Raw genomic sequence first — 14,062 nt, 5'->3', positions numbered from 1 at the left:
AGCAGATTGTCTCGGCGTCAGGCGCCAAACGCCGCTCGGAGCAATTCGGGCAGTGCCTCGCCGGCGGGCAGGGCGATCAGGTACTCGCGGTTGCCGGCAGTCGGCTCGCCCTGTGGGTTGACGTGCACCACGGTGGCTCCGGCGTCACGCGCCCGGTGCGGCACCTCGGCCGCGGGATAGACCACCCCAGAGGTGCCGACGGACAGCAGCAGATCGCATTCGCCAGCCGCCTGAAACGCGGCATTCAGTGCGGCGACCGGCAGGCTTTCACCGAACCACACCACGCCGGGCCGCAGCCGTCCGCCACAGTGACTGCAGCGCGGCGGTTCGAGGCGACGCCCGCCTTCCGGTTCGTCCGGCGCGGGGAGCGGCTCGGCAGGCTCGCGGGCGCAGGCGAAACAGCGCGGTCGGTGCAGGCTGCCGTGCAGGTGGATGACGTCCTGGCTGCCGGCGCGCTCGTGCAGGTCATCGACGTTCTGCGTGATCAGTGTCAGCTGCGGCACGTGGCGCGCCAGCTCGGCGATGGCCAGGTGAGCAGGGTTCGGTTGCGCCTGCAATACGCGCATGCGCCGCCACTCGTACCAGCCCCAGACCAGCGCCGGATCGCGGCGAAAGGCGTCAGCCGTGGCCAGCTCGCTGGCGTCGAAACGCTCCCACAAGCCGGTCAACGCGTCGCGGAAGGTCGGGATGCCGCTCTCGGCGGAAACGCCGGCGCCGGTGAATACCACGACATGGCGCGCTGAGCGCATGGAAGAAAGCAGAGAGGCTGGGATCACGGGCGGCTCCGGTTGCTTGGCGACCGCTCATCAATACCACCGCTTGGCCATCGCGCAAAATCCACCTGGCTGTCCAGGCGGAGGTCTTGTTTGTGAGGAACTACTACCATCCAGCCGGCTGCACGTCCCATCTGTCACCTACTTGACTGGCGTCAAAGCCGTCCGCGGCAGCTCGCGGATGATGCCCGCTAAAGCGATATTCGATGCCGGGAGGCTCTTATGCTTGGCTCAGTGAACTGGGACGACGCCCTGGTACAACGCTACGGACGCATCGGGCAGCTGCATTGCAGCTACCCGGCTGCGGTCGATTTCTATGATCGTCTCGCGCCGCTGGATCTGCTGCGGGCGCTGCGTGAAAGCCGTCGGGCTGGACGTGCGCTTTCCCTTTCGCTGCAGCTGCCGGGCGGTGCCCGCTTGCAGGCAGAAGAGGTTGCGGCCTACCTGGTGCGCCTGGAGCGCGAGATCGAACAACTCGGCTGCCATACCGGCCCGCTGCAAGTCGTCGAGCAATTGCACCTGAGCGTCGGCTCCCTGAGCATCGACAACCTGCGACATCTGCTGGGCTTGCTCAAGTCGCGCTTCCATTTCGCCGAACCCGGTGCCGCCAGTTTCACCGCCGAGGTCGAACTCGCCCATGTCGACTGGCCACTGATCGGCGCACTGCACGAACTGGGGTTCAATCAGCTCAGCGTGAGCGTGCCGGATCTGCGCGCCGATGACGGTTGCACCGTGGAGTACTTCCGCAGCTCGGCGCGGATTCGTGCAGTGATCGAGGCAGCCCATACGCTGCATTACCGCTCGGTGAATCTCGATCTCGGCTACGGCAGGTCCTGGCAGACCCCGGCGAGCTTCGCGCGCAAGCTGGCTTCGATCATCGAGCTGGCACCCGATCAGGTAACGATGTTCGATTACCGCGACGTCGCTCCAGCGGGCTCGACCGCCACAGGGCGTCTGGGGCTGGCTTCGGCGGCGGATACCCTGGCGATGTACCGCCACGGTGTCGAACAGCTGAGCGCCGCGGGTTATCGCTATATCGGGCTGGGCAAGTTCGTCCTGCCCCACGATGACCTGGCCATGGCTCAGGAGATCGGCGCGCTGCACCACGACATCGTTGGCTACACGCTGCAGGGCGCCTGCGATCACCTTGGCCTGGGTGCCGGTGCCATCAGCCGCGTCGGCGGGCTGTACTCGCAGAACGCCGCTACGGTGCAGGCTTATCAGCTGGCCCTCGATCAGGGGCAGTTGCCAACTGTTTGCGGCCTGCACGCCAGTCATGTCGATCAACTGCAGCGTTTGCTGTGCGAGCGTCTGCTCTGCACGTTCGAGCTGGATTTCGACGCGCTGGCGCTGCACAGCGGTGTGGATGCTCGGCAGCACTACGCCCGGCACTGGCCAGCGCTGCGGCAATTGCATCTCGATGGCGTGATCGTGCTGAGCGACGACGGCCTGGTGATACCGCCCCATGCCCGGCTGCTGGTGGCTGCGGTGTGCGCAGCTTTCGAGCAGCCCAGCGCCCGCTACATGGGGCATTCGGTTGGAAGCGGCGGGCGGCGCTGAAGCCTGGCCCGCCTTATCGCTAGACGGTAAAACGCCCGCTCAGGCCGCCCAGGCGGTCTGCCAGCTCATGCAGCTGCCGGCCGTCGTTGTCCAGCTGGTTGGCGTCACCGGCGTTGCGTTCGGCAACCTGCTGAACGCTCTGCAGGTGGCGGCCCATATCGGCCGAAACGGCAGTCTGTTCGTGGGTCGCCGCCGCAATCATCTCGTTCATCTGGCTGATCGCCTCGATCTCGCTGGCGATGGCGTCCAGCAGCGCAGTGGTCTGCTGGCTGCTGCCGACGCAGCGACCGACACTGTCACGGCTGTTCTGCATCGCCTCGGTAGCCTTGCGGCTGCCCTGCTGCAGACGGCTGATGATGCCCTGGATCTCGGTGGTGGAGGCGGCAGTCTTCTGCGCCAGATTGCGCACCTCGTCGGCGACCACAGCGAAGCCGCGACCCTGCTCGCCAGCCCGCGCGGCTTCGATGGCTGCGTTGAGGGCGAGCAGGTTGGTCTGGTCGGCGATGGTGCGGATCACTTCCAGCACCCGGTCGATCTGCTCCGATTGCGCGGCCAGATCCTGCACCAGACGATCGGTGCCTTCGATGTGCTCGGCGAGGGTGCCGATCTCGCTGCGCACGCCGCTCACGGCATTGCGGCCTTCACCGGCCTTCTGGCTGGCGCCCTGCGCCGCCTGGGCGGCACGATCGGCGTGGCCGGCGACATCGTCGATGGCCACGGTCATCTGCTGCATGGCGTCGACCATGTAAGCGGTTTCGTCGAGCTGTCGGCTCGCACCGTCGCGCATCTGCCGCGTGGCTTCGCTGAGGTTGGCAGCCGTGCCGCCCAGGCCGGCGGTGTCACGAACCACAGCGCCGACCAGTTCGCCCAGCTGATCGAGCAGGTGATTGAAACGCTGGGTGACCGGGCCAGAGGCCTTGCTGCGATAGCTCAGGTCGATGCGTTCGGGGTGCGCCGTGATGGCCGCGGCCGCGCCGAGCAACGCCTCGCCTTCACGAGCCTCGGCGTTGGCGCGAATCGCCAGGTAGATCAGGATCGCGCTTTCCAGTACCACGTAGAACGCGTGCAGGAACACCTCGCCCCAGTTGCCATCGGGAATCAGAAACACGCCGGCGCCCTGTTGCTGCAGGGCGAAAAAGCTCAGGTGATGCACGGCGATGGTCGCCGCCGCAACCACGATCGGCAGCCAGTCGCGGTAGTACACCAGGAAGGCCAGCAGGGCGAATATGCCGAAGTGCATTTCCAGCATGCCGTGTGCCTGGTTGATATGCAGCGCAGCAAGCACCATGAATGCGGCACCGATCACGCAGCGCAGCAGGCGCTGGCCGGGTATCAGCATATGCAGCGTCGTCACCGCGACAGCCGTCAGCCCGCCAATGACGAATGCCTGTGCCCAGTTGCCATAGAACGCTGCAATCGCGAAGGAATAGGCCACCAGAAACCAGATGACACCGAGCATGATGCGATCGGCCTTAAGGTAATGCGCTTGCAGCGTGACGCTTTCGGTGTTCATGGAGTGCTCCGGATAAAATTGCGCATGGCTGTTATCGGTTGCCGTTCGAGCCGCTTGATCCGGCGTACAACGGTTTCCGACGAGCGTCAGGTTTGGCCAGCAACAGCTGTGCGGTGCCGATGGCGCGCTCGATGAAGCCGCCTTCGCAGTAGCACAGGTAGAACTCCCAGAGCCGGTAGAAATAGTCGTCATAGCCGTGGCGCTCCAGCTCGCTGCGCGCGCGCCGGAAGTTCTCGTGCCACAGCCGCAGGGTGCGTGCGTAGTGCTCGCCGAAGTCCTCCATGTGCAGCAGGTTCATGTCGGTATCCTGCGAGGCCACGTTGAGCATCCGTTGCAGTGACGGCAGTGCACCGCCGGGGAAGATGTAGCGCTGGATGAAGTCGACGTTGCGCCGCGCCTGTTCGTAGCGCTGGTCGCGGATGGTGATGGCCTGCAGCAGCATCAGGCCGTCGTCCTTGAGCAGGCGCGAGCACTGACGGAAATAGGTCGGCAGGAAGTCATGGCCGACCGCCTCGATCATCTCGATGGAGACCAGCTTGTCGAACTGGCCCTCGAGGTCGCGGTAATCCTTGAGCAGCAGCGTGATGCGGTCCTGCAGGCCCTGCTTTTCGATGCGTTGCTGGGTATAGGCGAACTGCTCGCGCGACAGCGTGGTGGTGGTCACGCGGCAGCCATAGCGGGCCGCGGCATAGAGCGCCATGCTGCCCCAGCCGGTGCCGATTTCCAGCAGATGGTCATCGGGTTGCAGGTCCAGCTTTTCGCAGATGCGCTCGAGCTTGTTCAGCTGGGCCTGTTCCAGGTCCTGTTCGGGGCTGGTGAACATCGCCGCCGAGTACATCATGGTCGGGTCGAGAAACTGCTCGAACAGCTCGTTGCCGAGGTCGTAATGCGCGGCGATATTGCGTTGCGAGCCGGCGCGGGTGTTGCGGTTGAGCCAGTGCAGCGCCTTGATCACCGGCTGGCCGAACAGCGCCAGGCTGCCACGCTCGATGCTATCCAGCACATCCAGGTTGGCGACGAACAGGCGGATCACCGCGGTCAGCTCCGGGCTGTGCCAGTAGCCATGAATGTAGGCCTCGCCGGCGCCGATCGAGCCGCGGGCGGCGATCAGACCCCAGGCTGCACTATCGAGGATATGGATCTCAGCCTGCAGCGGACTGGCCAGGTCGCCGAACAGCTGGCACTCGCCGCCGAAACGCAAGGTCAGCTGGCCGTGGCGCAGCTTTTCCAGCTGGCGCAGTACCATGCGGCGCAACAGGCCGCTGGCCAACCCCTTGCCGGCCAGCGGATGGGCTTTGACAGTCAGGCTAGGACTCTTCATGGCGGGCTCCGGATGTGTGAGTGACGGCCACTCCGTAGGGGGCCGTGGCGGGCTGATGGGCAAAGATCGGGGTGCGCTTGAGCAACAGGCGCAAGGCCTGCCAGTAGATGGCGAGCAGGGTCTTGGCGGTCATCCAGGGGAAGCCGAGCAGGTAGCGGTGCACGGATGCTGCTGTCAGCGCTTCACGCTCGAGCCCCAGGGTGGCGTCGAACAGCTTGCGCTCGCCTTGCCAGTCCTCCATGTGCACGCCGATGCGCCGGCCGGGCGGGTTGAAGCGCATGCGGTATTCCAGTTCGCCCGGCAGGAACGGCGAGACGTGGAAGGTCTTGGCTACCGTGCAGCGCAGGTTGCGATTGCCGGAAGCCGGCAGCACGTAGTGATAGCGCTCGCGCCAGGGTGTGTTGCTGACCTCGCAGAGCACTGCCCGCAGCTGCTCCTGCTCGTCAAAGCAGTAGAAGAAACTGACCGGGTTGAAGCACAGGCCCCAGCTGCGCGGCTGGGTCAACAGGCGCACGGCGCCGGTGACCGGCCGGCCGAGGGCTTCGGATACGCGCTGACGCACTGCGTCGGCGAGTGCGATGCCCTGGCGGGTGTATTCCGGCAGGTAGTCGTGCTCACGGAAGGAAAACGGCGCAAAGCGAGCGCGGCCACTCAGCGGCGAGAGCCCGAATACGGCGTCCTGTTCGGCCAGATCGAGGTACAGCAAGCCCATGCGATAGCTGAAGGCATGGGAGCGCGGCGAGAAGCGCCGATGCTGTACCCAGCCTCGATACAGGGCGCTGTGCTCGATGGCGGCGCTCACAGCGACTCTCCGAACGCGCCGGCGACGCGCAGTGCGCTGACCACGCCGTCTTCATGGAACCCGTTGCCCCAGTAGGCGCCGCAGAAGTAGCTGTGATGTGCGCCGAGCAGTTCGTCGGCGCGGGCATGGGCGGCGATACCGGCCAGGCTGTACTGCGGATGGTCATAGGTGAAGCGGGCGAGGATCTGGTCCGGGTCGATGGCGTCGGTCTGGTTGAGGCTGACGCAGAAGGTTTCCGGGGAGTCGATACCCTGCAGGATGTTCATGTTGTAGGTCACCGCCGCCAGCTGCTCGCTCGGGCCGCCGAGGCGATAGTTCCAGCTCGCCCAGGCGCGACGGCGCTTCGGTAGCAGGCGAGTGTCGGTATGCAGGACCACGTCGTTGCTGGCGTAACCAAGCGCGCCGAGGATGTCCCGCTCGGCGCGGCTCGGTTCGGCGAGCATGCGCAGCGCCTGGTCGCTGTGGCAGGCGAACACCACCTTGTCGAAGCGCTCGGCGCCTGCCGGGCTGTGCAGGGTCACGCCGTGGGCGTCGCGCAGCACCTCGAACACCGGGCAATTGAGGCGAATGTGTTCACTGAAACCCTTGGTCAGCGGCGAAACATAGGCGCTGGAGCCGCCTTCTACGACGTACCACTGCGGGCGATCGCTGACCGACAGCAGCCCGTGGTTCTTGAAGAAACGGATGAAGAACTCGACCGGAAACTCGAGCATGTCGGCCAGCGACATCGACCAGATCGCCGCGCCCATCGGCACGATGTAGTGATCGATGAAGCGCTGGCTGTAGCGCCCCAGCTTCAGGTAGTTGCCCAGCGTGACATGCGGGCCGATGCGACCATTCTGGTAGTCGTCCAGCGCTTCCCGGTTGAAGCGCAGGATGTCGCGGATCATGCCCCAGAACGGCGGCGAGAACAGGTTGCTGCGCTGGGCGAACAGGGTATTGAGATCGTGTCCGTTGTATTCCAGGTCGCTGAATGGATCGCTGACCGAGAAGCTCATCTCGGTCGGCTTGTAACGCACCCCGAGCTGGCCGAGCAGCTTGATGAAGTTCGGGTAGGTCCAGTCGTTGAAGACGATGAAACCGGTATCCACCGCATAGTCACGGCCGTGCAGATGGAAATCCACGGTGTGGGTGTGGCCGCCGATCCAGCTGGCCGACTCGAAGACGGTGACCTGGTGCTGGCGCGAAAGCAGGTGGGCACAGGTGAGCCCGGAAATGCCGCTGCCGATGATGGCGATCTTCATGGTTAACCTTCCTTGAGTGACGAGCGCGCCATTCGCCGGCCTAGGGCGAACTGCAGACGCGCAGGTAGAAGTGAAAGCAGACGCAGCGCCCAGATGAATGGCGCAGGGAAATCGATGTGCAGCGGGCGGCTTTCCAGGCGCCGAACGATGTGCCGCGCGGCCCTGTCCGCCGACCAGCGCAGCGGCATGGGAAAATCGTTACGGCGGGTCAGTGGCGTATCGACGAACCCCGGGCTGACCAGGGTTACATCGATGCCTTCGCTGGCCAGATCCAGGCGCAGCGATTCGAGCAGATAGCGCATGGCTGCCTTGGATGCGCCATAGGCACCGGCACGTGGCAGCGCGAACCAGGTCACCGAGCTGCCTATGCCGATCAGCTGTGGGCGTACGCCCTGGCGCAGCAGGGGCAGCGCTGCCTCGATGCAATAGCCGACCGAGAGGACGTTGGCCTGCATCACGCGCACCAGCAGTGCCGCTTCGAACTGGCCTGCGTCGATGTATTCGCAGGTGCCGGCATTGAGGATCACGCTGTCCAGCGCACCCCATTGCGCTTCGATCTCCGCGCCGATGGCGCGCACCTGCTGGCTGTCGGTGAGATCAGCCGGCAGAGCCAGAACCCGGCCCGGATAGCGCCGGGCGAAAGCCTGCAGGGGTTCGGCACGGCGTGCCGAGAGCGCCAGACAGTGCCCCTCGGCCAGCAGCAGGTGCGCCAGCTCCTGACCGATGCCACTGCTGGCGCCGGTCAGCCAGATCCGCCTTGAGACCTTCATGCCAGCCTCCGCTGCAACCAGCGGATGGCCGAACCGAGCAGCGGCACATGTTGGTAGAGCAGGGCGCCGGCATCGAAGTAGTCGCGGTGGCGCTCGACCTTGCCTTCGGCATTCCAACGCAGCAGCGAGCAACCCTCGAGGCTGATCAGGCCGCCGCGATTGAGCCGCGGGTGGCGGTAGCTCATGACCCAGCGCAGATAGCCCTCGCCCTCGCTGACTTCGTCAAGGCTGATGAACTCGAAGTGCAGGTGTTCGACGTTGGCGTACAACTCGCTGAAGTAACGCCGCAGCTCGGCCAGGCCGCTGACCTCGTGCAGCGGATCGGTGAAATGCACGTTGCTGCTGTAGAGCTCGGCCAGCCGATCAAGGTTGCTCGCATCCAACTGCGCGAACTCGGCGGCGAAACGATGCAGGAAGCTGCTCATGGACGCGCCTCCGACAGGTTGCGGAAGGTGGCGAGCGCCCGGGCACGGCTTGCACCGAGATCGACGATAGGCGCCGGGTATTCCGTTACGCCGAACAGACTGCGGTGCGCCGACGGATCATGAATGTCGCGCTTGTCCAGGTGCTGCAGTTCGGGAAGCCAGCGGCGCAGGAACTGCCCGCTCGGGTCGAAGCGCTGGGACTGGCTGATCGGGTTGAACAGTCGGAAGTAGGGCACCGAGTCGGTGCCGGTCGAGGCGCTCCACTGCCAGCCGCCGTTGTTGGCGGCCAGATCGCCGTCGATCAGATGGCGCATGAACCAGCGCTCGCCTTCACGCCAGTCGATCAGCAGGTTCTTGCTGAGGAACATGGCGACCACCATGCGCAGGCGGTTATGCATCCAGCCGGTTTCCTGCAGTTGGCGCATGGCGGCATCGACTATCGGAAAGCCGGTGCGGCCCTGTTGCCAGGCTTCGAGTTCGTAAGGCGCATGGCGCCACGGCAGCGCGTCGGTCTCGCTGCGGAAGGTGCGGTGCATCGACAGCCGCGGGTGGCCGTCGAGGACATGCTTGTAGAACTCGCGCCAGAGCAGCTCGTTGATCCAGGTAGTTGCGCCGGTACTGCCGCTGTCCAGCTCGCCCTGGTTGTAGCCGAGTGCAGCATGCAGGCACTGGCGGATCGAAATGACGCCGGCAGCAAGGTAGGCCGAAAGCTGGCTGGTGCCGGGCTCCGCCGGCAGGTCGCGACGTTCATGGTAGAGATCCAGGTCATGCTCGACGAACAGCGCCAGGCGCCGCTGCGCGAACGCTTCGCCGGCGGGCCACAACGCGCGCAGGTAGTCGGTTGGCCGCGGGAACCCGACAACAGCGGTGGGGACAGGATCGCTGGCGATGGACAGCGGCGCCTGCGCTGCCGGCACCCCGAGACAGGGCGGCAGGGACACCGCCAGGCGCGACAGGCATTGCTTGCGGAACTGGCTGAATACCTTGAAGTGCCCGCCGGACTGAGTCAGCACGGTGCCCGGAGCGAACAGCACCTGATCGACATGACCGCGTACCAGCACACCGCAGGCGCCCAGCGTTGCAGCGACGGTGCGGTCGCGACGTCGTTCGTTGACGCCATATTCCTCGTTGTAGTGCAGGCCATGCACATCGAGTTCCTGGCAGAGCTTCAGCAGCGCCGCGGGCACCGATTGCCAGTCGTCGACCTCACGGATCAGCAGCGGCACGTTGAGCGCGCGCAGCTGCGCCGACAGCTCGACGAGATTGCGCAGCCAGAAGTCCACCTTGCAGGGCGCGTCGTCATGGGCGAGCCACTGCCCGGGCGTGATCAGGTAGATCGCCACGGTAGGGCCGGCCGCCATGGCGCTGGTGAGGGCGCTGTTGTCGCTTGTGCGCAGATCGTTGCGCAACCAGAACAGCTGGGTCATGGCGCGCTCCCTTCGCTGCCGGGCAGGAGACCGGCGTTGTGCAGCTGCTGCAGGGCATCGAACGGGCAGTCGGCCAGCAGCAGGCCACGGTACTGGCGCAGCTCCGGCGCATGGATATGGACGGCCGGGCCGGCAATGAGCAGCGGCGCGGCGCTCCGCTCCAGCAGGCGCGGCAGATGGCGCTGCAGGCAGCTGGCGGAAAGGCAATGGCCGGCGTAAAGGAGCAAGCCTCGCGGCCAAACGCGTTCCACGGCCAGATTCAGCTCGTTCAGCGGCACCGGCCACTCGACGAGCTCAACCGGGCAATCGGTGCTGGAAACCAGCCAGGCAGTCAGCCACAGCCCAGGGGAGAAGGCTTCCTCGTCGAGGCTGGCGATCAGCAGAGGGCGGCCGCTCTGCTGGCGGTTGTTGAAATAGATCCGTGTCGCAAGCTTGCTGCGTAGCCACGAGTGGAACAGCACCCGCTCCAGAGCCGCGCCGTATTGCCCGCGCCAGCGCTTGTCGAGCGCCTCGAGCAAGGGCTGCAACAGGTGCTGGCAAAGCGTGCGCGGCGGATACAGCGCCATGGCGCGGTTGAAGGCATCGTCCAGATGGCGCTCGCTGAGGTGGTCGACGGCCTGCAACAGTTCATCCACCAGTTCGGACCACTGGTTCTGCTGCGGTAGCTCCGGCGGTGTAGTGGTATCCAGAAGCGGCTTGATCTGGCTCACCGCGACACCACGATTGAGCCAGATGAGGATGTCGCGAATGCGCTGGATATGCCCCGCCTCGTAAAGACGATGACCCTTGGCGGTGCGCGCCGGGACGATCAGCCCGTATCGGCGCTCCCAGGCTCGCAGGGTTACCGCATTGACGCCGGTGAGGCGTGCCACCTCGCGGATCGGCAGCAGGCCGTCGGCGGTCAGCTGCGCGAGGTCCGGTTGTTCGGTCATGGTCAGATTCCGTTGCGCAGGCTGAGGGTTTCGGGGTGCGGCTGCAGATAGGCCTGGCGCGCGACGTAGTGGTCGGGATGGCGGCGGAAATGGTGTTTGAGCAGGGTCAGCGGCACTACCAGAGGAATCACGCCGGCGCGGTACTGATCGATCAGATGGCGCATTTCGCGGCGGTCTTCCGAGCCCAGCGCGTCCTTGAGATAGCCGCTCAGGTGCAGCAGCACGTTGCAATGCGTGCCGCGGGTGGCCGGCTTCTTCAATGCCTGCATCATCTGGCTGAAATAGTGCGAGGCGAATTCATCCAGCGAGCGCTCGGCAATGTTGGCCACCAGTCGGCCAAGCACGCGGTACTGCAGCGGGTTGCTGGCCATCAGCTGGTACTTGTAGCGCGAGTGGAAATCGACGATGGCGCGCCGGGTGATGCCGCCCTGCAGCAGGCGCTGCCAGTCGGCGTAGGCATAGACGCGGGTCAGGAAGTTTTCCCGCAGCACCGCATCGTTCAGGCGACCGTCCTCTTCCACCGGCAGATCGGGTCGTGCCTGCATCAGAGCCTGCGCGAACACCCCAGCGCCACCGCCCGGCAGGGTATGACCGTTGGAGCCGTAAACCTTGACCCGCTCCATGCCGCAGGACGGCGACTTCTGCATCAGGATGTAGCCGCTGATGTCCTGCAGTTGCTCGGCGATCTGCCGGCCGTAGGCGGCGAGGGCGTCGGTGACGTCGAGCTCCGGGCGGACCGTACCGACCGCCCGCGGCGCATCAGTTTCGCCCACCAGGCGGATCGGCTCGCGGGGTGTGCCCAAGCCAATGGCGACCTCGGGGCACACCGCTATGAACTCGAAGTGCTGAGCCAGGGTTTCGCTGCACAGGCGCGACTCTTTGTGGCCACCGTTGAAACGCACCGGGTTGCCGAGCAGGCAGGCACTGATTCCGATCTTTGGCGTGGGGAGCGTGGTGTGCATGATGGTGACCTCATCTTGTACAAAGCGGATTTCTGTACAACTTGAGGCTATCTTAATCGGCATCTTGTACAAGTCAACTGAAGATGTACAAGTAGATGAGGTTTTCTTGTACAGTATCGCCAGTGGATGGCTATAGGGCGTTGCTGCGCTGGCTGATATGGGCCGCCGCCGTGCCAGCTGAATCGGACAGGCGCTGCTGACGGCGGCTATTGCAGTGGGCCGCGCAGCCATCCAGTCCTGTACAGTCGGGTTTCAATGTATAGGTGTATGCTTTAATCGAAAGCCGTCGAACTCGCGCAGCGTGGCAGCGCACCAGGAGCTCACCATGAACATCTTGCTGACTGGCGGTACCGGGTTGATTGGTCGTGCGCTATGCCGGCACTGGCTGGCTGAGGGGCATCGACTTTGGGTGTGGAGCCGTGCGCCGCAGACGGTCGCGCAGCTATGCGGCGCCGGGGTGCAGGGTGTCGGCAGCTTGCAGCAGCTGGATGGGGTGACGCTGGACGCCGTGGTCAACCTCGCGGGCGCGCCGATTGCCGATCGGCCTTGGACGAAGTCGCGCAAAGCGCTGCTCTGGGACAGTCGCGTCAAGCTCACCGAGCAGTTGGTGGAGTGGTTGGGCAAGCGCGAGCAGAAACCGGCTCTGCTGATTTCCGGCTCCGCGGTGGGTTGGTATGGCGATGGTGGCGAACACCGCCTGACCGAAGCCGATCAACCGGTCGCCGCGGATTTCGCCAGCCAGCTGTGCAATGCCTGGGAAGAGCGCGCCACGGAGGCGACGGTGCTGGGCATCCGTGTGGTGTTGGTGCGTACCGGGTTGGTGCTGGCGCGCGATGGCGGTTTTCTGCAACGCCTGTTGCCGGTGTTCAAGCTTGGATTGGGTGGGCGCCTGGGCAACGGGCGGCAGTGGATGCCATGGATCCATATCGAAGACCAAATCGCCCTGATTGATTTTCTTCTGCGGCAGCCAGCAGCCAGTGGCCCCTACAATGCCTGCGCACCGGCGCCGGTACGCAACGCCGATTTCACCCGCAGCCTCGCCCGCTGCCTGCATCGCCCGGCGATATTGCCGGCGCCGGCTCCGGTGCTCAAACCTCTGCTCGGTGAACTCGCCGGGTTGTTGCTCGGCGGCCAGCACGTGTTGCCGCAGCGCTTGCAGGAGGAAGGGTTCAATTTTCGCTTCACCGATCTGGATTCGGCGCTGGCCGACCTGTTGACGCGCCCCTGAAAGGCGCGCCCTTGTGTGAAAATAGCGCGCCTGCCGCTTGGAGCCAGGCGCAACCTCAATAAGCAGTCAGGAAAGTTGCATGACAGAGCAGGCGTTGTTGTTGGTCAATCTGGGTTCGCCAGCCTCTACGGAAGTCGCGGATGTGCGCCGTTACCTCAACCAGTTCCTGATGGATCCCTATGTGATCGATCTGCCCTGGCCGCTGCGGCGTCTGCTGGTTTCGCTGATTCTGATCAAGCGCCCCGAGCAGTCCGCGCATGCCTACGCCTCGATCTGGTGGCCGGAAGGGTCGCCGCTGGTGGTGCTGAGTCGGCGCCTGCAAGAGGCGGTGCGGCCGTACTGGACGCAAGGGCCGGTGGAGTTGGCGATGCGCTACGGTGAGCCGTCCATCGAAACCACGCTGACCCGCCTGGCCGCCCAGGGCATCAGCCAGGTCACGCTGGCACCTCTCTATCCGCAGTTCGCCGACAGCACCACCACCACGGTGATCGAGGAAGCGCGGCGGGTCATTCGCGAGCGCGGGCTGCACGTGCAGCTGTCGATCCTGCAGCCGTTCTACGACCAGCCGGAATACCTCGAGGCGCTGGCAGCCAGTGCCAAGCCGCATCTGGAGCAGGGCTTCGATCACCTGCTGCTCAGTTTCCATGGGCTGCCCGAGCGGCATTTGCACAAGACCGACCCGACTGGTTCGCATTGCCTCAAGGGCGACGATTGCTGTCAGCGGGCCGAGGGCATGGTGCTTGCGAGCTGCTATCGCGCGCAGTGCATGCGTACCGCCGCCGGTTTCGCCGAGCAGGCAGGTCTGCGTGATGATCAATGGTCGGTCTCGTTCCAGTCGCGTCTCGGCCGCGCCAAGTGGATCGAGCCCTACACCGAAACCCGCCTGGACGAGCTGGCGCAGAACGGCGTGAAGAAGCTGCTGGTCATGTGCCCGGCATTCGTCGCCGATTGCATCGAGACGCTGGAGGAGATCGGCGATCGCGGACGCGAGCAGTTCATCGAGGCGGGCGGCGAGGATCTGCTACTGGTGCCATGCCTGAACACCCACGAAGACTGGGTGCAGGCGCTGGTCAAGCTCTGCGGCCGCGCACCCCAGGCGCTCTGA

13 protein-coding genes are annotated in these 14,062 nt (G+C 65.1%); 3 read left to right on the top strand and 10 right to left on the bottom strand.

Features of this window, described 5'->3' with window-relative positions:
- Window positions 1-17 precede the first annotated feature (17 nt).
- Window positions 18-776 (bottom strand): NAD-dependent deacylase, encoded by a 759-nt coding sequence (locus BHD08_RS09720; protein WP_125021867.1) that lies wholly within the window; start codon window positions 774-776, stop codon window positions 18-20.
- A 219-nt stretch (window positions 777-995) separates the two neighbouring features.
- On the opposite strand from BHD08_RS09720, the gene BHD08_RS09715 reads away from it, so the two are divergent.
- Entirely contained in the window at window positions 996-2,333 is a 1,338-nt protein-coding gene (locus tag BHD08_RS09715; RefSeq protein ID WP_125021864.1) for a coproporphyrinogen III oxidase, read from the top strand.
- Window positions 2,334-2,352: 19 nt separating this feature from the next.
- Here the strand turns inward: BHD08_RS09715 and BHD08_RS09710 are convergent, their stop codons facing one another.
- From BHD08_RS09710 to BHD08_RS09670, 9 genes are read right to left on the bottom strand one after another with little or no spacing between them, the layout of a single operon-like run.
- A complete protein-coding gene (locus BHD08_RS09710) occupies window positions 2,353-3,846 on the bottom strand; it encodes a methyl-accepting chemotaxis protein (protein ID WP_125021862.1) in 1,494 nt (497 codons plus the stop codon).
- A gap of 31 nt (window positions 3,847-3,877) precedes the next feature.
- Complete coding sequence (locus BHD08_RS09705; RefSeq protein ID WP_125021860.1) at window positions 3,878-5,167, bottom strand: cyclopropane-fatty-acyl-phospholipid synthase family protein; 1,290 nt, start codon at window positions 5,165-5,167, stop codon at window positions 3,878-3,880.
- Window positions 5,154-5,969, bottom strand: a complete 816-nt coding sequence (locus BHD08_RS09700; RefSeq protein ID WP_125021858.1) for a DUF1365 domain-containing protein — start codon at window positions 5,967-5,969, stop codon at window positions 5,154-5,156. Before BHD08_RS09700 ends, BHD08_RS09705 begins: the two co-directional genes overlap by 14 nt.
- Window positions 5,966-7,213, bottom strand: coding sequence for an NAD(P)/FAD-dependent oxidoreductase (locus BHD08_RS09695; RefSeq protein ID WP_015277184.1), 1,248 nt, complete (start codon window positions 7,211-7,213; stop codon window positions 5,966-5,968). The genes BHD08_RS09700 and BHD08_RS09695 overlap by 4 nt, the downstream gene beginning before the upstream one ends.
- A 2-nt stretch (window positions 7,214-7,215) precedes the next feature.
- Complete coding sequence (locus tag BHD08_RS09690) at window positions 7,216-7,983, bottom strand: SDR family oxidoreductase (RefSeq protein ID WP_125021856.1); 768 nt, start codon at window positions 7,981-7,983, stop codon at window positions 7,216-7,218.
- The gene (locus tag BHD08_RS09685; RefSeq protein WP_125021854.1) at window positions 7,980-8,408 is read right to left on the bottom strand and encodes a nuclear transport factor 2 family protein; all 429 of its coding nucleotides are present in this window, start codon (window positions 8,406-8,408) and stop codon (window positions 7,980-7,982) included. Before BHD08_RS09685 ends, BHD08_RS09690 begins: the two co-directional genes overlap by 4 nt.
- The gene (gene phrB / locus BHD08_RS09680; protein WP_125021852.1) at window positions 8,405-9,835 is read right to left on the bottom strand and encodes a deoxyribodipyrimidine photo-lyase; all 1,431 of its coding nucleotides are present in this window, start codon (window positions 9,833-9,835) and stop codon (window positions 8,405-8,407) included. The genes BHD08_RS09685 and phrB overlap by 4 nt, the downstream gene beginning before the upstream one ends.
- Entirely contained in the window at window positions 9,832-10,767 is a 936-nt protein-coding gene (locus BHD08_RS09675; RefSeq protein WP_125021850.1) for a MerR family transcriptional regulator, read from the bottom strand. The genes phrB and BHD08_RS09675 overlap by 4 nt, the downstream gene beginning before the upstream one ends.
- A 2-nt stretch (window positions 10,768-10,769) precedes the next feature.
- Window positions 10,770-11,729: a 2-thiouracil desulfurase family protein gene (locus BHD08_RS09670; RefSeq protein ID WP_125021847.1), complete on the bottom strand. Its 960-nt coding sequence runs from the start codon at window positions 11,727-11,729 to the stop codon at window positions 10,770-10,772.
- Between the two features lie 325 nt (window positions 11,730-12,054).
- On the opposite strand from BHD08_RS09670, the gene BHD08_RS09665 reads away from it, so the two are divergent.
- Both BHD08_RS09665 and hemH read left to right on the top strand, forming a co-directional pair.
- Window positions 12,055-12,957 carry a TIGR01777 family oxidoreductase gene (locus BHD08_RS09665; RefSeq protein WP_125021845.1) on the top strand — a complete coding sequence of 301 codons (903 nt, stop codon included), beginning with the start codon at window positions 12,055-12,057 and terminating at the stop codon, window positions 12,955-12,957.
- 79 nt (window positions 12,958-13,036) lie between these two features.
- Window positions 13,037-14,062: a ferrochelatase gene (gene hemH / locus BHD08_RS09660; RefSeq protein WP_125021843.1), complete on the top strand. Its 1,026-nt coding sequence runs from the start codon at window positions 13,037-13,039 to the stop codon at window positions 14,060-14,062.

The organism is Pseudomonas sp. SCT (assembly GCF_003864275.1).
In the GTDB taxonomy this organism is placed as follows: domain Bacteria; phylum Pseudomonadota; class Gammaproteobacteria; order Pseudomonadales; family Pseudomonadaceae; genus Stutzerimonas; species Stutzerimonas stutzeri_AE.
This window is presented reverse-complemented; position numbering and strand designations above follow the sequence as displayed.

Excerpts from the sequence above, each read along its gene's own strand:
- BHD08_RS09695 (WP_015277184.1), bottom strand. The coding sequence starts at position 7,213 with ATGAAGATCGCCATCATCGGCAGCGGCATTTCCGGGCTCACCTGTGCC.
- phrB (WP_125021852.1), bottom strand. The coding sequence starts at position 9,835 with ATGACCCAGCTGTTCTGGTTGCGCAACGATCTGCGCACAAGCGACAAC.
- hemH (WP_125021843.1), top strand. The coding sequence starts at position 13,037 with ATGACAGAGCAGGCGTTGTTGTTGGTCAATCTGGGTTCGCCAGCCTCT.
- BHD08_RS09715 (WP_125021864.1), top strand. The coding sequence starts at position 996 with ATGCTTGGCTCAGTGAACTGGGACGACGCCCTGGTACAACGCTACGGA.
- BHD08_RS09675 (WP_125021850.1), bottom strand. The coding sequence starts at position 10,767 with ATGACCGAACAACCGGACCTCGCGCAGCTGACCGCCGACGGCCTGCTG.
- BHD08_RS09685 (WP_125021854.1), bottom strand. The coding sequence starts at position 8,408 with ATGAGCAGCTTCCTGCATCGTTTCGCCGCCGAGTTCGCGCAGTTGGAT.
- BHD08_RS09690 (WP_125021856.1), bottom strand. The coding sequence starts at position 7,983 with ATGAAGGTCTCAAGGCGGATCTGGCTGACCGGCGCCAGCAGTGGCATC.
- BHD08_RS09710 (WP_125021862.1), bottom strand. The coding sequence starts at position 3,846 with ATGAACACCGAAAGCGTCACGCTGCAAGCGCATTACCTTAAGGCCGAT.
- BHD08_RS09670 (WP_125021847.1), bottom strand. The coding sequence starts at position 11,729 with ATGCACACCACGCTCCCCACGCCAAAGATCGGAATCAGTGCCTGCCTG.
- BHD08_RS09665 (WP_125021845.1), top strand. The coding sequence starts at position 12,055 with ATGAACATCTTGCTGACTGGCGGTACCGGGTTGATTGGTCGTGCGCTA.
- BHD08_RS09705 (WP_125021860.1), bottom strand. The coding sequence starts at position 5,167 with ATGAAGAGTCCTAGCCTGACTGTCAAAGCCCATCCGCTGGCCGGCAAG.